Below are 16418 nucleotides of genomic sequence, written 5' to 3'. Positions count from 1 at the left end.
ATGCCGACGGGCCCTCGTGACGAGGTGTGTCAGTCCTTGATCTCGCAGATCGCGGCGCCGGACGTCACCGACGCGCCGACCTCCGCCGACAGACCCTTGATCGTGCCGGCGCGGTGGGCGTTGAGCGGCTGCTCCATCTTCATCGCCTCCAGGACGACGACGAGGTCGCCCTCCTTGACCTCCTGGCCCTCCTCGACCGCGACCTTGACGATCGTGCCCTGCATCGGGGAAGCCAGGGTGTCGCCCGACGCGGCCGAACCCGACTTCTTGGCGGCGCGGCGTTTGGGTTTGGCGCCGGCGGCGAGGCCGGTGCGGGCCAGGCTCATGCCGAGCGAGGACGGGAGGGAGACCTCCAGGCGCTTGCCGCCGACCTCGACGACGACGGTCTCCCGGCCGGGCTCCTCATCCGTCTCGGTGTCGGCGGGAGCGGTGAAGGGCGTGATGGTGTTGACGAACTCGGTCTCGATCCACCGGGTGTGGACGCGGAAGGGGTCGGCGGTGAAGGCGGGGTCGGCGACGGCCGCGCGGTGGAAGGGGATGGCGGTGGCCATGCCCTCGACCTGGAACTCCGCCAGCGCCCGGGCCGCGCGCTGGAGGGCCTGCTCGCGGGTGGCGCCGGTGACGATCAGCTTGGCGAGCAGGGAGTCCCAGGCGGGGCCGATGACGCTGCCGGACTCCACACCCGCGTCCAGCCGCACGCCCGGGCCCGACGGCGGGGCGAAGGCGGTGACGGTGCCGGGTGCGGGCAGGAAGTTGCGGCCCGGGTCCTCACCGTTGATACGGAACTCGAAGGAGTGACCGCGCACCGGCGGGTCGTCGTAGCCGAGTTCCTCACCGTCGGCGATGCGGAACATCTCCCGCACCAGGTCGATACCGGTGACCTCTTCGGTGACCGGGTGCTCGACCTGCAGACGGGTGTTGACCTCCAGGAAGGAGATGGTGCCGTCGGTGCCGACGAGGAACTCCACCGTCCCGGCGCCCTCGTAGCCGGCCTCCTTCAGGATGGCCTTGGACGCGGCGTACAGCTCGGCGTTCTGCCCGGGGGTGAGGAACGGCGCGGGGGCCTCCTCGACGAGCTTTTGGTGGCGGCGCTGAAGCGAGCAGTCACGGGTGGAGACGACCACCACGTTGCCGTGCTTGTCCGCAAGGCACTGGGTCTCCACGTGGCGGGGCTTGTCGAGGTAACGCTCGACGAAGCACTCACCGCGCCCGAACGCGGCGACGGCCTCGCGGACGGCGGAGTCGTACAGCTCGGGTACTTCCTCCAGGGTGCGGGCGACCTTCAGGCCACGCCCGCCGCCACCGAAAGCGGCCTTGATCGCGATGGGCAGACCGTGCTGCTCCGCGAACGCCACGACCTCTTCCGCGCCCGAGACGGGGTCGGGGGTGCCGGCCACCAGGGGGGCGCCGGCGCGCTGGGCGATGTGCCGGGCGGCGACCTTGTCCCCGAGGTCACGGATGGCGTGCGGGGGCGGACCGATCCAGGTCAGGCCCGCGTCCAGGACGGCCTGGGCGAACTCGGCGTTCTCCGACAGGAACCCGTAACCGGGGTGGACGGCGTCCGCGCCCGAGTCGGCGGCCGCCTGGAGCACCTTGGCCATGTCCAGATAGCTGTCCGCCGGAGTGTCACCGCCCAGGGCGAACGCCTCGTCGGCCACACGGACATGCAGGGCATCCCGGTCCGGATCGGCGTAGACCGCCACACTCCCGATCCCGGCGTCCCGGCAAGCACGGGCGACACGGACAGCGATTTCGCCACGGTTGGCGATGAGCACCTTGCGCACGATGGCTCCCTCCTTGAAACAAGCTGAGTTTAGGGACTGCCGACACGGCCTTTCGACCCGTCCCCAATGGTGAGCTTGCCCACACGGAGCGTGATTCGAGGCGTAGTGGAGTCGTGAAGTACCTTGTCGCACCACGTTACGCAGGGCTTCTTGACGGAACAGTAACCCCGGTGTGTGGTCAAGGTCTCTGTCTTCCCGGCCAGCACGCCGTCCCGTTTCTTTGTGGAGTCCCTACGAATGGCCGAATGATTCTTTGCCGCCCTGCCAGAACCCTTGTCCCCACGTTTACCAGTCAGTAGCCTGCGCGCTGTCGTCCGTACCGACCCGTCGGAGCAGGTAACAGGCAGGGGAGCGCCCATGGTGGCCCGCAGACCGATAGCGCTGGCGGCCGGGATCGTGCTGGTCCTGGAGGCGGTGGGGCTGGTGCTCCTGCACATGGTCCTCGCCAAGGTCATGGGCGGTCAGCGCATGTCGCTGGACGGCCTCGACCCGGACCTGATGGTCACCGCGATCTGGGTCATGGGCGCCGTCTTCGGGGCGTACGTGGCGCTGTGCGGGGTGCTGCTGGTGCGCCTCGGTGTACGGGACCGCCCGTCCGGGCGCGCCGTGCGGATCGTGCTGATCGCCTGTGCGATCACGCACGGGGTGCTGGGCGCGGTGGCCGTCGGGCTGCTCGGGTGGGGGGCGTTCGCGTACCTGATGGTGGTGCTGGGCCTGGTCGTCGCGTCGCTGGTGCTGTACGCGCCGGAGGCGGAGGAGGAGCCGGCGCCGCCCGTGGAGCCCGTGCGGGAGGGCGGCGCGGCTCCGGCGTGACACGGGGCGGGGCTCAGCCCCACAGGTCGGTGATCGCGACGTCCAGTTCGCCCAGCAGGCGGCGCAGCAGCGGCAGGGACAGCCCGATGACGTTGCCCGGGTCGCCGTCGATGCCGTCGATGAACGGGGCCGAGCGGCCGTCCAGGGTGAACGCGCCCGCCACGTGGAGGGGTTCGCCGCTGGCGACGTACGCGGCGATCTCCTCGTCCGTCGGGTCGCCGAAGCGGACCAGCGTGGACGCGGTGGCGGAGGCGTACCGCTTGGCGACCGTGTCGTAGACGCAGTGGCCCGTCTGGAGGATGCCGGCGCGGCCGCGCATGGCCTTCCAGCGGGCGGTGGCCTCCTCGGCGTCGGCGGGCTTGCCCAGGGCCTGCTTGTCCAGCTCCAGGACCGAGTCGCAGCCGATCACCAGCGCACCGCTCGCCTCGGGCTTGGCGGCCACGTGGGCGGCCTTGGCCTCGGCGAGGGTGAGCGCCAGTTCGGCAGGGGTCGGGGCGGTGAACCTGTCCTCGTCGACACCGCTGACGATGACCTCGGGGCTGAGGCCGGCCTGGCGCAGCAGGCCGAGGCGGGCGGGGGACTGGGAGGCCAGGACGAGGCGGCGGCGCCGATCAGCAGTCATGGGCGTCATCGTACGGAAAACGCCCCGGACGCCGGGGTGCCGGCAGGTGGCGGCGGGGGCGTCAGTGCAGGCCGACGACGAACATCGCCAGCACCATCGCGAGTGCCAGCAGGATCCCCGCGCGCCGCAGCATCGCCTGCATGTCGCGCATCTCTTCGGGAGGTTCGTTCTCGGGGTCGGACCACAGCATCCTTCGATCCTGCGGGCGTCGAGGGCCCCGGCGCCTGAGTACGCGTACTCAGGCGCTCCGGTGCGGGCGCACTACGGCCCGTCCGCCCGCGAGGGTCACGCCGCGTCAGTCGGCAGCTGCCTTACGGGCGTCGTGGGCCCACCCCGCGACGACCGCGCCGATCACGACGGCCAGGACGTACACGGTGATGCTCGCGGCGAAACCTCCGGGGAGCCAGCTCAGCAGGCCGGCGTTGTCGTGGTCGACGAGCCGGCGGATCGCGCCCTGGGCTCCGATGACGAGCAGCGCCATGCCGAGCGCCTGGTAGAGGCGCGCCGCGAGGAGCGCGCCGACGCCGACATCTGCTGGTCCCTCGCCACGAGCCTCGGCGTCGACATCGCCCTCGGCTACCGCACCCCGGAAGCCGCCGAACGTCTCCTTGACCACCACATCGAGCAGGTCCTCCGCTGAGACCTGGTCGGCGGGCCGCGCGGGTGGACTAGTCGGAACCGGGGGCGAACACCCCCGCCCGGGTGGCGGCGAGCGCCGCCGCCACCGCGCGTTCCGCGTCGGCGGTGGTGAGCGGTTCGTGGCTGACCGCGAAGCGGTAGTACAGCGGGGCGGAGACGGCGCGGACGACCTCGACCGGGTCGGTGCCGGGCGGGGCCTCGCCCCGCGCGGCGGCGCGGTCGACGGCGGTGGCCCAGGTGCGCAGCCGGGTGCCGTAGAAGCCCCGCAACGCGTCGGCGCACTCGTCGTCGCAGGCCGCGGCGGCGATGACGGCCCGGAAGACGGGGCCCATGCGGGGGTCGGTGAGGGTCGTGACGACGAGGGTGGCGTTCTCGCGCAGGTCCCCCTCCAGGGTGCCGGTGTCGGAGGCGGGGACGGACCGGTCGGCCATGTCCCGCAGCAGGTCGGCGATCAGGCCGGTCGGAGAGGCCCACCGCCGGTAGACGGTGGTCCTGCCGACTTCGGCGGCGGCGGCGATCCGGTCCATGTTCAGGGCGTGGAAACCCTCCGTGGCCAGCGCTTCCCGGGTGGCTTCGAGGACGGCGGCGCGCACCTTGGCGGTGCGGCCGCCGGGGCGGACGGTGCCCGGCGTCGCTTCCAAATGGGACTCCTGTTTCATTTACAGCGCGGACGGTGCTACGGTCGGTTCCAGCTTAATGGAACGTCGATCCCATTAGGAGTCCCTTGTGTTCCAGAACCCGAAGCGGAACCCGAAGCACCACTGGACCGCCGCCTGGACCGCCTCCCCCCAGCCTCCCTCCACTGGATTCACCCCCAACTGGTCCCAGGAGGGCTTCTCCGGCCACACCGTCCGCCAGGTCGTCCGCGTGACCGCCGCCGGCGACCGCGTCAGGATCCGGCTCTCGAACGCGTACGGCACCTCCCCGCTGCACGTCACGGGCGCCACCGTCGCCCTCACCGACACGGGCGCGGCCGTCCGGCCCGGCACCCCGCACCACCTCACCTTCGGCGGCGACCGGTCCGTGGCCGTCCCCGCCCGCGCCCACGTCGAGAGCGACGCCGCCCCGCTCGCCCCGCACCGCCTGGACCGGCTGACCGTCACGCTCCACCTGGCCGGCACGACCGGCCCGGCCACCTTCCACGCCCAGGGCTTCACCGACACCCACCGCGCCGGGGGCGACCACCTCGACGACGTCACCGGCGCGCCCTTCACCGAGGTCACGTCGTCCTGGTACTACCTGACCGGCGTCGACGTGAGCACCGCCGCCGGCGGGACCCCGGCCAGCGCGCCGGGCGTCGTCCTGTTCGGCGACTCCCTCACCGACGGCTTCGGCTCCACCCCGAACGCCGACCGCCGCTGGTCCGACGCCCTCGCCGAACGCGTGGAGCGTCCCGTACTGAACGCCGGGATCGGCGGGAACCTGCTGCTCAACGACTCGGCCTGGTACGGCGAACGGTCCTCCGCCCGCTTCCACCGCGACGCGCTCGGCCTGCCCGGCGCCGGGACCGTCGTCCTCCTCCAGGGCCTCAACGACATCGGCTTCAGCGAGGCCCGGGACCAGGCCACCTACAAGCCCGCCCCGGTCCTGTCGTCCGCCGACCTCGTCGCCGGGTACCGCACCCTGATACGCGCCGCGCACGACCGTGGCGTACGCATCGTCGGCGCGACGATCCTGCCGTTCAAGGGCACCACCCACTGGGGCCCGCGCGCCGCGAAGGTCAGCGCGGAGGTCAACGACTGGATGCGCGGGTCCGGCGAGTTCGACGCGGTCGCCGACCTCCACCGGATCATGGCCGACCCCGCCGACCCGGACCTGCTGAACCCGGCGTACGCCTACGAGGACGGCCTCCACCCGGACGACGCGGGGTACCGCGTCATGGCGGAGGCCGTCGCCCCGCTGCTGTGACGGCCGGACGGCCGCCGGGTCCCCGCCCGGACGCTACGCGGGCCAGTAGGAGCGCGCCCACGACCGGGGGCCCGGCTGCGGGTTGCGGCTCCGGGCGATCCTCGCCGGGTCGGACCAGCCCTCGGGACCACGTGCCGCGCCGCCGGAGTCCGCCGAGGCGGTCGCGGCGGCGCGCGCCTGGACCACCGCCAGGGCGGCGGCCAGCTCCTCGGGCGTCGGGTTGCCCCGGAGAACCTTGATCATGGGGGCTCCTTAGAGGGGGATGTTGCCGTGCTTCTTCGGGGGCAGGCTTTCCCGCTTCGTCCGCAGCTGACGCAGGCCCTTGACGATCTGCGCCCGGGTCTCGGAGGGCATGCACACCGCGTCGATGTAGCCGCGCTCGGCCGCCGTGTACGGGTTGAGCAGGGCGTCCTCGTACTCCTGGATCAGCCGCGCCCGCGTCGCCTCGACGTCGTCCGCCTCCGCGATGGCCCGCCGGTGCAGGATGTTCACCGCGCCCTGCGCGCCCATGACGGCGATCTGCGCGGTCGGCCACGCCAGGTTGAGGTCGGCGCCCAGGTGCTTGGAGCCCATGACGTCGTACGCGCCGCCGAACGCCTTGCGGGTGATCACCGTGATCAGCGGGACGGTCGCCTCGGCGTAGGCGTAGATCAGCTTCGCGCCGCGCCGGATGATCCCGCCGTACTCCTGGTCCACGCCCGGGAGGAACCCCGGCACGTCCACGAACGTGACGACCGGGATGTTGAACGCGTCGCAGGTGCGCACGAACCGGGCCGCCTTCTCCGAGGCGTTGATGTCCAGGCAGCCCGCGAACTGCATCGGCTGGTTGGCCACGATGCCCACGGGGAAGCCCTCGACCCGGCCGAAGCCGGTGAGGATGTTCGGCGCGAACATCCCCTGCGTCTCCAGGAACTCACCGTCGTCCAGCACGTGTTCGATGACGGTGTGCATGTCGTAGGGCTGGTTCGCCGAGTCCGGGATCAGGACGTCCAGCTCGCGGTCCTCGTCGGTCGGCGCCAGGTCCGCCTCCTCCGGGAAGGCCGGCGCCTCCGAGAGGTTGTTCGACGGCAGGTACGACAGCAGCGACTTGACGTACTCGATCGCGTCCTTCTCGTCCCCCGCCATGTGGTGCGCCACGCCGGAGGTGGTGTTGTGCGTCCGGGCGCCGCCCAGCTCCTCGAAACCGACGTCCTCACCGGTGACCGTCTTGATGACGTCGGGGCCGGTGATGAACATGTGCGACGTCTGGTCGACCATCACCGTGAAGTCGGTGATGGCCGGCGAGTAGACCGCGCCGCCGGCGCACGGGCCGACGACCAGGCTGATCTGCGGAATGACGCCCGAGGCATGGGTGTTGCGGCGGAAGATCTCGCCGTACATGCCGAGGGCCATGACGCCCTCCTGGATGCGGGCGCCGCCGGAGTCGTTGATGCCGATGACCGGGCAGCCGGTCTTCAGGGCGAAGTCCATCACCTTGATGATCTTCTGGCCGAAGACCTCGCCGAGGGCTCCGCCGAACACCGTGAAGTCCTGGGAGAACACCGCCACGGGACGGCCGTCCACCGTGCCGTAGCCGGTGACGACGCCGTCTCCGTAGGGGCGGTTGTTCTCCAGGCCGAAGTTGGTGGAGCGGTGCCGGGCGAACTCGTCCAGCTCGACGAAGGAATCCTCGTCGAGCAGCAGGGCGATCCGCTCCCGGGCGGTGAGTTTGCCCTTGGCGTGCTGCTTCTCGACGGCGCGCTCGGAGCCCGCGTGCGTCGCCTCGTCGATACGGCGCTGCAGATCCGCGAGCTTGCCCGCGGTCGTATGGATGTCGATCTTCTGGGGCTCTTGCTGCTTGGCCGGCTCGGACATCGGGATGCGGCTCCCTGCCTGGTCACGGGATCGGTGGCTACTGACCCGTAGCGTATCGGCGGCGATACCGTTCAGCAGTGCGGTGTTTACCACACCTACGCTGGCTTGCATGACGCCCTCACATGGTCCAGGCAGCCCCTGGTCGGACCTCGACCGGCCGCCCCTGAACGCCGCCTCCCTGCGCCGCGCCCTCATCAGGCCCGGCGGACTGTGGACCTCCCTCGACCTCGTGCCCGCCACCGGCTCCACCAACTCCGACCTGGGCGCCCGCGCCGCCGCCCTCCCCGAGGGCGCCGTCCTCGTCGCCGAGGAGCAGACGGCGGGCCGCGGCCGGCTGGACCGCACCTGGTCCGCGCCCGCCCGCTCCGGCCTGTTCTTCTCCGTCCTGCTCAAGCCGGACGTTCCCGTCGGCCGCCTCGCCTGGCTCCCGCTGCTCACCGGCGTCGCCGCCGCCACCGGCCTCGCCCGCGCCGCCGGGGTCGACATGGCACTGAAATGGCCCAACGACCTGATGGTGAACGTGGCGGGGGAGCGGGGGAAGGAGGAGCGCAAGACGGGCGGCATCCTCGCCGAGCGCGCCGGCGACGACGGCGTCGTCGTCGGACTCGGCCTCAACGTCACCCTTCGCGAGGAGGAACTGCCCGTCCCCACCGCCGGCTCCCTCCTCCTCGCCGACGCCGTCTCCACCGACCGTGACCCTCTGCTGCGCGCCGTCCTGCGCTCGCTGGAGCAGTGGTACACCCGCTGGACCGACGCCGACGGCGACCCGGCGGCGAGCGGCCTCCAGGAGGCGTACGCCGCCGGCTGCGCGACCCTCGGCCGCACCGTGCGCGCCGAACTGCCCGGCGACCGCACCCTCACCGGCGAGGCCGTCGCCGTCGACGGCGACGGGCGCCTGGTGGTGGCGCCGCCCGGCGGAGAGCCGGAGGCGGTGGGCGCGGGCGACGTCGTGCATCTGCGTCCGGCGGGCTGACGCGCTGGGCCGTGGGGACGTGAGCCAGGGCACACCTGCCGTATCGTTGGCGGCGGGCCAGCTACAGATCGGCAGGACAGTGCGCAGGGAACGGGCAGGAGGCGGCCGGTGACCGTCGACGACGCGAACGCGGGCGGGTCCGGGTCCGGGCCGAGCGGGGCGGAGCCGAGCGGGGCGGAGTACCCCACCCCCCACCATGTCGTCGACCACACGGCGGAGCCGACCGACGACCCGCTGGCCATCCGGCTGGAGCAGCTGATCCTCGGCGCCGACCGCCGCTACACCCCCTTCCAGGCGGCCCGTACCGCCGGTGTGTCCATGGACCTGGCCTCCCGGTTCTGGCGCGCCATGGGCTTCGCCGACATCGGGCAGGCCAAGGCGCTGACGGAGGCGGACGTGCTGGCCCTGCGCCGGCTGGCCGGTCTGGTCGAGGCGGGCCTGCTGAGCGAGCCGATGGCCGTGCAGGTGGCCCGGTCCACCGGGCAGACCACCGCCCGGCTGGCCGAATGGCAGATCGACTCCTTCCTGGAGGGCCTCACCGAGCCGCCCGAGCCCGGCATGACCCGCACCGAAGTGACATATCCCCTGGTGGAGCTGTTGCTGCCGGAGCTCCAGGAGTTCCTGGTGTACGTGTGGCGCCGGCAGCTCGCGGCGGCGACCGGGCGGGTCGTGCAGGCCGCCGACGACGAGGAGATGGTGGACCGGCGCCTCGCGGTCGGCTTCGCGGACCTCGTCGGCTTCACCCGGCTGACCCGGCGCCTGGAGGAGGAGGAGCTGGGCGAGCTGGTCGAGGCGTTCGAGACCACCTCCGCCGACCTGGTCGCCGCGCACGGCGGACGGCTGATCAAGACCCTCGGCGACGAGGTGCTGTACGCGGCGGACGACGCCGGCACGGCCGCCGAGATCGCGCTGCGCCTCATCGAGACGCTCACCCACGACGAGACGATGCCCGCGCTGCGCGTGGGCATCGCCTTCGGCACGGTCACGACCCGGATGGGCGACGTGTTCGGTACGACGGTGAACCTGGCGAGCCGGCTCACCTCGATAGCGCCCAAGGACGCGGTGCTGGTCGACGGGGCGTTCGCCGAGGAGCTGTCGCGCACGGGCGAGGCCCCGGTGTCGGAGGCGCGGGCCGCCGAGGAGGCGGCGCGCGCCGAGAAGGACGGCGAGTCGCCGGCCGGCCCGTCCAAGTACCGCTTCGCGCTCCAGCCCATGTGGCAGCGGCCGGTGCGTGGCCTCGGGGTGATCGAGCCCTGGCTGCTGACGCGGCGGGAGCCTAAGATCCCCGGTTAGCGGTCGCTAACGTTCGTTAACCGGGAGGGTGTGTCACGCATGTCCGAGCAGCGCTTCGGGGAATTCGTCGCAGTTCGTCACCAGGGTCACGTCGCCGAGCTGGTGCTCGACCGGCCCAAGGCGATGAACGCCGTGTCGACGGAGATGGCCCGCTCCATCGGCGCCGCCTGTGCCGCGCTGGCCGCCGATCCGTCGGTGCGCGTGACCGTGCTGACCTCCTCCAACGACAAGGCGTTCTGCGTCGGCGCCGACCTCAAGGAGCGCAACTCCTTCACGGACGCCGAGCTGGTGCGCCAGCGGCCGGTCGCGCGCGGCGCCTACACCGGTGTGCTGGAGCTGCCGATGCCGACGGTCGCCGCCGTGCACGGCTTCGCGCTGGGCGGCGGGTTCGAGCTGGCCCTCGCCTGCGACCTGATCGTGGCCGACGCGACGACGGTCGTCGGACTCCCCGAGGTGTCGGTGGGCGTCATCCCGGGCGGCGGCGGTACGCAGCTGCTGCCGCGCCGGGTCGGGGCCGCGCGGGCGGCGGAGCTGGTGTTCACCGCCCGGCGCGTGGCGGCGGACGAGGCGCTCTCGCTCGGCCTGGTCGACCGGCTGGCCGGTGACGCCACGGAGGGCGCCCTGGAGCTGGCCGCCCGGATCGCCGCCAACTCGCCGGTCGGGCTGCGGGCCGCCAAGCGCGCGATGCGGCTCGGGCAGGGCCTGGACCTCAGGGCGGGCCTGGAGGTCGAGGACGCGGCGTGGCGGTCGGTGGCCTTCTCGGGCGACCGGGCCGAGGGCGTGGCGGCCTTCAACGAGAAGCGGAAGCCGGAGTGGCCCGGGGAGTGAAAAGTCGAGGATCCTCCCTAAGCTTGAGGAATGGGTGAGGATGTCCGGCTACGTGCTGTAGTGGCGCTCGCGCAGGCCATGGCGTCGGCGCACACTCCGCGCGAGACCTGGCGGGCGGCCGCGCTGGGCGCACGCAACGCGCTCGGGGGGTCGTTCGCCGCGCTCTCGATGTGGGAGCGCGAGCTCGGCCGGCTCAAGGTGCTGGTGAACGAGGGTGCCCGGGCGCCGGACGAGGAGGAGTTCCCGGACGCCGAGACGTACCCGGTCCACCAGTTCTCCGAGATCACCGAGTTCCTGCACGAGCGGTGGGCGGGCGGCGGCGAGCCCAACGCCTGGGTGGAGACCGCCGAAGGGCCGGACGCGCTCGACGGTCAGGGGTACGCGGCCCTGCGCGGCCGGGTGGCCGCCCTGCGGCGGCGGGGCCGGGGCGCCTGCGTCGTGGCGCCGATAGTGATGCACGGGAGGGCGTGGGGCGAGCTGTACGTGGCCCGGCCCGTCGGGGCGCCGGTCTTCGACCGCCACGACGCCGACTTCGCGACCGTGCTCGCGGCGGTCGTCGCGGCGGGGATCGCGCAGACGGAGCGGCTGGAGGAGGTCCGCAGGCTGGCGTTCACCGACCCGCTGACCGGGCTCGCCAACCGGCGGGCGGTCGACATGCGGCTGGACGAGGCCGTCGAGCGCTTTCTGGCGGACGGGACGGTGGTCAGCCTGGTGGTCTGCGACCTCAACGGCCTCAAGCGCGTCAACGACACCCATGGGCACGCGGTGGGCGACCGGCTGCTGGAGCGGTTCGGCTCGGTCCTGTCGTACTGCGGGGCGATGCTGCCGGGCGCGCTGGCGGCGCGGCTGGGCGGTGACGAGTTCTGCCTGGTGTCGGTCGGGCCGGAGGCGGACGAGGTGGTGGCCGCCGCGGAGGAGCTGTGCGTGCGCGCCGGTGACCTGGAGCTGGGCGAGGGCGTGGCGTGTGGGGTGGCGTCGACGGGCGACCCGATCGGCCCGGTGCAGTCGGCGCGGCGCCTGTTCCGGCTGGCGGACGCGGCCCAGTACCGGGCCAAGGCCGCCCGCTCGCCCAAGCCGGTGGTGGCCGGCCGTGACGGCACGGTGGTCGCGCTGGCGGACCACCCCCCGGCCGCCTCCCGCGACCGCCGCAGCTTCCGCGACGCGCCGCCCACCCCGGCGGCCCTCGCGGAGCTTCCGCCGCCGGGCGGACCATCCGGCGAGGTCGGCTCTTCCGGAGCGGACGGGGTCGAGGGGGCCAAGGGGGCCGAAGAGGCGTAAGGGGCTCCTGGGAAGCGGGGTAGTGACACGTTGGGATTCAGTCCGTACGCTGCTGAATATGGATATGCACACAGTCGTGGTGGGGACGTCCGGTACCACCGCCCAGGACGTCATCGCCGTGGCCCGCGGCAACGCCCGTGTCGAGCTCTCCGCGGAGGCCCTCGGCGCGCTTGCCAAGGCCCGTGAGATCGTCGACGCCCTCGCCGCCAAGCCCGAGCCCGTCTACGGCGTGTCGACCGGCTTCGGAGCGCTCGCCACCCGGCACATCAGCCCCGACCTGCGCGCCCGGCTCCAGCGCAACATCGTCCGCTCCCACGCCGCCGGCATGGGCGCGCCCGTCGAGCGCGAGGTCGTGCGGGCGCTGATGTTCCTGCGGCTGAAGACCGTCTGCTCGGGCCGCACCGGCGTCCGCCCCCAGGTCGCGCAGACCATGGCGGACGTGCTGAACGCCGGGATCACCCCGGTCGTCCACGAGTACGGCTCCCTCGGCTGCTCCGGCGACCTCGCGCCGCTCAGCCACTGCGCGCTCACCCTGATGGGCGAGGGCGACGCCGAAGGCCCCGACGGGCGCGTCCGCCCCGCCGGCGAGCTGCTCGCCGAGCACAACATCGCCCCCGTCGAGCTGCGCGAGAAGGAGGGCCTCGCCCTCCTCAACGGCACCGACGGCATGCTCGGCATGCTGGTCATGGCCCTCGCGGACCTCGAACGGCTCTACAAGTCCGCCGACATCACCGCAGCCCTGTCGCTGGAGGCCCTCCTCGGCACCGAGAAGGTCCTCGCGCCCGAGCTGCACGCCATCCGCCCCCACCCCGGCCAGGGCGCCGCGGCCGCCAACATGCTCGCCGTCCTCGACGGCTCCGAGCTCACCGGCCACTTCCAGCAGGACGAGGCGCCGCGCGTCCAGGACGCCTACTCCGTGCGCTGCGCCCCCCAGGTCGCCGGCGCGGGACGCGACACCATGGCGCACGCCCGGCTCGTCGCCGAGCGCGAACTGGCCTCCGCCGTCGACAACCCGGTCGTCCTGCCCGACGGCCGCGTCGAGTCCAACGGCAACTTCCACGGCGCGCCCGTCGCCTACGTGCTGGACTTCCTCGCCATCGCCGCCGCCGACCTCGGCTCCATCGCCGAGCGCCGCACCGACCGGCTGCTGGACAAGAACCGCTCCCACGGCCTGCCGCCGTTCCTCGCCGACGACGCGGGCGTCGACTCCGGCCTGATGATCGCCCAGTACACCCAGGCCGCCCTGGTCAGCGAGCTGAAGCGGCTCGCCGTCCCGGCCTCCGCCGACTCCATCCCGTCCTCCGCCATGCAGGAGGACCACGTCTCCATGGGCTGGTCGGCCGCCCGCAAGCTGCGCACCGCCGTCGGCAACCTCGGCCGGATCATCGCCGTGGAGCTGTACGCCGCGACCCGGGCCATCGAGCTGCGCGACGGGCTCACCCCCGCGCCCGCCTCCCGCGCCGCCATCGAGGCGCTGCGCGCCGCCGGCGTCCAGGGCCCCGGGCCGGATCGTTTCCTCGCCCCCGACCTGGAGGCCGCCGACGCGTTCGTACGCGAGGGCGGACTCGTCGAGGCCGTCGAGAAGGTCACCGGCCCGCTGGCCTGACCACCGGGCCCACCACGGGCCACACGCGCGGGGCGCGCGCCGTCACCAGGCGGTGTGCGCCCCTCGTCGTACGGCGAAGGCCACCAGACCCGTGCCGACGCCCAGGAACGCGGCGCCGCCCACGAGGTACGGGGTGGTGTCCACGCCGCCGGTGTCGGCGAGCGCGAGGTCCTGCTGCGCGGAGCCGGACGATCTCGTCTCCTGCGCCTGCGCGGGTGGCCGTTCAACGGTGGCGTTGGCCGAAGGGACGAACCACAGCGCGCCCAGCAGGGTCCCGGCGGCGGTGGCGGTCAGCAGCGGTCGACGTGCGACGGACACAGATTCAGATCCCCTTGCGGAACCGAGAATTGGTGGTTGCGACGATGCTAATGAACACAGCGGGTCGCGGGAAAGTCGTGAGTCCCAGCGGCTTACGCTCCGTCATATGAGTCCTGCTGAGACATCACGGTATGTGCGCCTTCGGGTGGAACTGCTGCTGGAAGTGACGGACAACGATCAACTCACCGGAGCCGCGCTGGACCGCGTGGAAGCCGACGAATTCATGCCCGACGAGGAGCGTACACACGCCCGGTCCGCGGTACGAGAAGACGAAGCGGAAGCTCTCGCGTACCTCGTCGAGCCGGTCGACCTCGTCGGTCAGGTGCCGGGCGTCGAACTCGCCCAGGCGTCGTGGACCAGCGAGCAGGTCGACCACGACCCCGACGGGGACATGTGGGACCTGGACGAGGAGGATGATGAGGATCACCTCGACGACGTACGGCCGTAGCGTGTGACCTGCGACACGCTCCGGGTCCCGGACCGCCGCCGCCGCGGGGCGCGTCCGGGGCCCGTTTCACGCGCGCCCGTGGGCCGGAAGCCCACTCCGGGAGGATCGGGAACCAACGGCTCCCCGATCCGCGTCGATCAGTGGTGTTCCCCACATCCGTGCCGGATGGGGAACGGGACGGGTAGTTATGGGTGTTGTTGAGACAGTTGGCAGGGGTTCGGCGACGATGGAGAAGCGTGTGATGACGGACAGCAAGCGGCGCAGGGGCCTGGCGGCCGCGTCCGCACTGCTCGGCGGCGTACTGGTGCTCACGGCCTGCAACGGCGGCGAGGACAAGTCCGACGCCTCCGAGGGCTCGAAGACGTCACAGTCCCAGGTCGACGCCGCGGCGGCGAAGGACGCCTCCCAGGCCCGAATAGCGATCACGCCGAAGAACGGCACCCAGAACGCCGGCATCAACGACGACGCCAAGGTGACCGTCAGCGAGGGCACGCTCACGCAGGTCACGATGACCGCCCCGGACGGCACGGCCGTCAAGGGCGAGATGTCGGCCGACAACAAGAGCTGGAAGCCCAGCGAGCAGCTGGAGCGGGCCACCGTCTACAAGATCGCCGTCACGGCGAAGGACGCCGAGGGCCGCGAGGCCCACGAGAACTCCTCCTTCACCACCGTGTCGAAGGAGAACAGCTTCATCGGGAACTACACCCCCGAGGACGGCTCCACGGTCGGCGTCGGCATGCCCGTCTCGATCAACTTCAACAAGCCGATCACGGACAAGAAGGCCGTCCAGTCCGGCATCACCGTGTCGTCCTCCAGCGGCCAGGAGGTCGTCGGCCACTGGTTCAACAACCAGCGCCTGGACTTCCGCCCCGAGGACTACTGGGCCGAGGGCTCCAAGGTCACCCTCAAGCTGGACCTCGACGGCGTCCAGGGCGCCGACGGCGTCTACGGCGTCCAGCAGAAGACCGTCACCTTCACCATCGGCCGCAACCAGGTCTCCACCGTGGACGCCGCCGCCAAGACCATGACGGTCACCCAGGACGGCAAGACGGTCAAGACCATCCCGATTTCCGCCGGCGCCCCCGAGAACCCCACCTACAACGGCCAGATGGTGATCTCCGAGAAGTTCAAGGAGACCCGGATGGACGGCTCGACCGTCGGCTTCACCAAGAAGGACGGCAAGGGCGAGTACGACATCAAGGACGTGCCGCACGCCATGCGGCTGTCCACCTCGGGCACCTTCATCCACGGCAACTACTGGGGCTCCGACTCCATCTTCGGCAACGTCAACACCAGCCACGGCTGCGTGGGCCTGAACGACGCCAAGGGCGCGGACGACCCGAGCCAGCCGGGCGCCTGGTTCTTCGACAACTCGATCGTCGGTGACGTCGTCGTCGTCAAGAACTCCAAGGACAAGACCATCGCCCCGGACAACGGCCTCAACGGCTGGAACATGAGCTGGGCGGAGTGGAAGGCCGGCTCCGCGGCCTGAGCCACCGGATCCGGCACGCACGCGGACGGCACACGCCGGACGGCAGGTGAAGGCGGACGGTAAAGGGCGGCGGTCCTCCTCACGGAGGGCCGCCGCCCTCGCCGTACGCGCAACGGCGGTACGGCGTCGATGACCCCGCAGGTAATCGACGCCATGCGCCCCCTCCCGGAGCATGAGGTCATCCGATCCCACGAGGAGGCCCCAGATGACCGCGTACGCCCTCGGCAACCTCCGGCGCCCTGCCCGGCTCGACGACGAGGTCCTGACCTACATGGAGCGCGTCCAGGCCACCCTGGACCCCTTCGGCGGCCGCTTCCTGGTGCACGGCGCGCCGGCCAGGGAGGTCCGCGAGGGCACCTGGGACGCCGCCCTCGTCGTCATCGCCTTCCCGTCCCTGGACCACGCGCGCGACTGGTACGACTCCGAGGCCTACCAGCGGCTCATCCCGATGCGCACCCGGCACATGACCGGGGACGTCCTGCTCATCGACGGTGTCGCCCCCGGGTACGAGGCCGCCGCCACCGCGGCCGCCCTGCGGGCCGCCCAGGCCGCCTGAGCGCGC

18 protein-coding genes are annotated in these 16418 nt (G+C 72.2%); 10 read left to right on the top strand and 8 right to left on the bottom strand.

Annotated elements, in window-relative coordinates:
- Window positions 1-29: 29 nt before the first annotated feature.
- Entirely contained in the window at window positions 30-1784 is a 1755-nt protein-coding gene (locus EIZ62_RS11830; RefSeq protein ID WP_156692670.1) for an acetyl/propionyl/methylcrotonyl-CoA carboxylase subunit alpha, read from the bottom strand.
- 357 nt (window positions 1785-2141) lie between these two features.
- On the opposite strand from EIZ62_RS11830, the gene EIZ62_RS11825 reads away from it, so the two are divergent.
- Window positions 2142-2597, top strand: a complete 456-nt coding sequence (locus EIZ62_RS11825) for a hypothetical protein (protein ID WP_156692669.1) — start codon at window positions 2142-2144, stop codon at window positions 2595-2597.
- Window positions 2598-2610: 13 nt separating this feature from the next.
- Here the strand turns inward: EIZ62_RS11825 and EIZ62_RS11820 are convergent, their stop codons facing one another.
- The 4 genes from EIZ62_RS11820 to EIZ62_RS11810 all read right to left on the bottom strand — a co-directional run bounded on the left by EIZ62_RS11820 (window position 2611) and on the right by EIZ62_RS11810 (window position 4517).
- On the bottom strand, window positions 2611-3219 hold the full coding sequence (locus EIZ62_RS11820; RefSeq protein WP_156692668.1) for a Maf family protein: 609 nt from the start codon (window positions 3217-3219) through the stop codon (window positions 2611-2613).
- 61 nt (window positions 3220-3280) lie between these two features.
- Window positions 3281-3409: a morphogenic membrane protein MmpB gene (gene mmpB, locus EIZ62_RS32735; protein WP_280117737.1), complete on the bottom strand. Its 129-nt coding sequence runs from the start codon at window positions 3407-3409 to the stop codon at window positions 3281-3283.
- A 105-nt stretch (window positions 3410-3514) separates the two neighbouring features.
- Entirely contained in the window at window positions 3515-3838 is a 324-nt protein-coding gene (locus tag EIZ62_RS32425) for a hypothetical protein (RefSeq protein WP_244375626.1), read from the bottom strand.
- 49 nt (window positions 3839-3887) lie between these two features.
- On the bottom strand, window positions 3888-4517 hold the full coding sequence (locus EIZ62_RS11810; protein WP_156692667.1) for a TetR/AcrR family transcriptional regulator: 630 nt from the start codon (window positions 4515-4517) through the stop codon (window positions 3888-3890).
- A gap of 67 nt (window positions 4518-4584) precedes the next feature.
- Between EIZ62_RS11810 and EIZ62_RS11805 the strand changes: the two genes are divergently transcribed.
- The gene (locus EIZ62_RS11805; protein ID WP_156692666.1) at window positions 4585-5766 is read left to right on the top strand and encodes an SGNH/GDSL hydrolase family protein; all 1182 of its coding nucleotides are present in this window, start codon (window positions 4585-4587) and stop codon (window positions 5764-5766) included.
- Between the two features lie 33 nt (window positions 5767-5799).
- Here EIZ62_RS11805 and EIZ62_RS11800 read toward each other — a convergent pair whose 3' ends face one another.
- Both EIZ62_RS11800 and EIZ62_RS11795 read right to left on the bottom strand, forming a co-directional pair.
- Window positions 5800-6009, bottom strand: a complete 210-nt coding sequence (locus EIZ62_RS11800; RefSeq protein WP_156692665.1) for an acyl-CoA carboxylase epsilon subunit — start codon at window positions 6007-6009, stop codon at window positions 5800-5802.
- 9 nt (window positions 6010-6018) lie between these two features.
- On the bottom strand, window positions 6019-7620 hold the full coding sequence (locus EIZ62_RS11795; protein ID WP_156692664.1) for an acyl-CoA carboxylase subunit beta: 1602 nt from the start codon (window positions 7618-7620) through the stop codon (window positions 6019-6021).
- Between the two features lie 109 nt (window positions 7621-7729).
- Between EIZ62_RS11795 and EIZ62_RS11790 the strand changes: the two genes are divergently transcribed.
- The 5 genes from EIZ62_RS11790 (at window position 7730) to hutH (ending at window position 13598) form a co-directional block, all read left to right on the top strand.
- Window positions 7730-8593, top strand: coding sequence for a biotin--[acetyl-CoA-carboxylase] ligase (locus tag EIZ62_RS11790; RefSeq protein WP_156692663.1), 864 nt, complete (start codon window positions 7730-7732; stop codon window positions 8591-8593).
- A gap of 108 nt (window positions 8594-8701) precedes the next feature.
- Window positions 8702-9886, top strand: coding sequence for an adenylate/guanylate cyclase domain-containing protein (locus EIZ62_RS11785; protein ID WP_156692662.1), 1185 nt, complete (start codon window positions 8702-8704; stop codon window positions 9884-9886).
- A 39-nt stretch (window positions 9887-9925) separates the two neighbouring features.
- Complete coding sequence (locus EIZ62_RS11780; RefSeq protein WP_156692661.1) at window positions 9926-10714, top strand: enoyl-CoA hydratase/isomerase family protein; 789 nt, start codon at window positions 9926-9928, stop codon at window positions 10712-10714.
- A gap of 30 nt (window positions 10715-10744) precedes the next feature.
- The gene (locus EIZ62_RS11775) at window positions 10745-11992 is read left to right on the top strand and encodes a GGDEF domain-containing protein (RefSeq protein WP_156692660.1); all 1248 of its coding nucleotides are present in this window, start codon (window positions 10745-10747) and stop codon (window positions 11990-11992) included.
- Window positions 11993-12056: 64 nt separating this feature from the next.
- Window positions 12057-13598 carry a histidine ammonia-lyase gene (hutH, locus tag EIZ62_RS11770; protein WP_156696347.1) on the top strand — a complete coding sequence of 514 codons (1542 nt, stop codon included), beginning with the start codon at window positions 12057-12059 and terminating at the stop codon, window positions 13596-13598.
- A 42-nt stretch (window positions 13599-13640) separates the two neighbouring features.
- On the opposite strand, the gene EIZ62_RS11765 is transcribed toward hutH, so the two are convergent.
- Complete coding sequence (locus EIZ62_RS11765; RefSeq protein WP_156692659.1) at window positions 13641-13916, bottom strand: hypothetical protein; 276 nt, start codon at window positions 13914-13916, stop codon at window positions 13641-13643.
- Between the two features lie 106 nt (window positions 13917-14022).
- Here EIZ62_RS11765 and EIZ62_RS11760 point away from each other — a divergent pair, with 106 nt between their 5' ends.
- From EIZ62_RS11760 to EIZ62_RS11750, 3 genes are all read left to right on the top strand, one after another.
- Window positions 14023-14364, top strand: a complete 342-nt coding sequence (locus EIZ62_RS11760) for a hypothetical protein (RefSeq protein ID WP_167536371.1) — start codon at window positions 14023-14025, stop codon at window positions 14362-14364.
- Between the two features lie 226 nt (window positions 14365-14590).
- Window positions 14591-15856, top strand: coding sequence for a L,D-transpeptidase (locus EIZ62_RS11755; RefSeq protein WP_156692658.1), 1266 nt, complete (start codon window positions 14591-14593; stop codon window positions 15854-15856).
- A 205-nt stretch (window positions 15857-16061) separates the two neighbouring features.
- On the top strand, window positions 16062-16412 hold the full coding sequence (locus EIZ62_RS11750) for a DUF1330 domain-containing protein (protein ID WP_156692657.1): 351 nt from the start codon (window positions 16062-16064) through the stop codon (window positions 16410-16412).
- Window positions 16413-16418 lie beyond the last annotated feature (6 nt).

Source organism: Streptomyces ficellus, assembly GCF_009739905.1.
In the GTDB taxonomy this organism is placed as follows: domain Bacteria; phylum Actinomycetota; class Actinomycetes; order Streptomycetales; family Streptomycetaceae; genus Streptomyces; species Streptomyces ficellus_A.
This window is presented reverse-complemented; position numbering and strand designations above follow the sequence as displayed.

Coding starts and splice junctions, on each gene's coding strand:
- EIZ62_RS11825 (WP_156692669.1), top strand. CDS start 2,142: ATGGTGGCCCGCAGACCGATAGCGCTGGCGGCCGGGATCGTGCTGGTC.
- EIZ62_RS11780 (WP_156692661.1), top strand. CDS start 9,926: ATGTCCGAGCAGCGCTTCGGGGAATTCGTCGCAGTTCGTCACCAGGGT.
- hutH (WP_156696347.1), top strand. CDS start 12,057: ATGCACACAGTCGTGGTGGGGACGTCCGGTACCACCGCCCAGGACGTC.
- EIZ62_RS11790 (WP_156692663.1), top strand. CDS start 7,730: ATGACGCCCTCACATGGTCCAGGCAGCCCCTGGTCGGACCTCGACCGG.
- EIZ62_RS11760 (WP_167536371.1), top strand. CDS start 14,023: ATGAGTCCTGCTGAGACATCACGGTATGTGCGCCTTCGGGTGGAACTG.
- mmpB (WP_280117737.1), bottom strand. CDS start 3,409: ATGCTGTGGTCCGACCCCGAGAACGAACCTCCCGAAGAGATGCGCGAC.
- EIZ62_RS11795 (WP_156692664.1), bottom strand. CDS start 7,620: ATGTCCGAGCCGGCCAAGCAGCAAGAGCCCCAGAAGATCGACATCCAT.
- EIZ62_RS11755 (WP_156692658.1), top strand. CDS start 14,591: ATGGAGAAGCGTGTGATGACGGACAGCAAGCGGCGCAGGGGCCTGGCG.
- EIZ62_RS11775 (WP_156692660.1), top strand. CDS start 10,745: ATGGGTGAGGATGTCCGGCTACGTGCTGTAGTGGCGCTCGCGCAGGCC.
- EIZ62_RS11750 (WP_156692657.1), top strand. CDS start 16,062: ATGACCGCGTACGCCCTCGGCAACCTCCGGCGCCCTGCCCGGCTCGAC.
- EIZ62_RS11810 (WP_156692667.1), bottom strand. CDS start 4,517: ATGAAACAGGAGTCCCATTTGGAAGCGACGCCGGGCACCGTCCGCCCC.
- EIZ62_RS11820 (WP_156692668.1), bottom strand. CDS start 3,219: ATGACTGCTGATCGGCGCCGCCGCCTCGTCCTGGCCTCCCAGTCCCCC.
- EIZ62_RS11800 (WP_156692665.1), bottom strand. CDS start 6,009: ATGATCAAGGTTCTCCGGGGCAACCCGACGCCCGAGGAGCTGGCCGCC.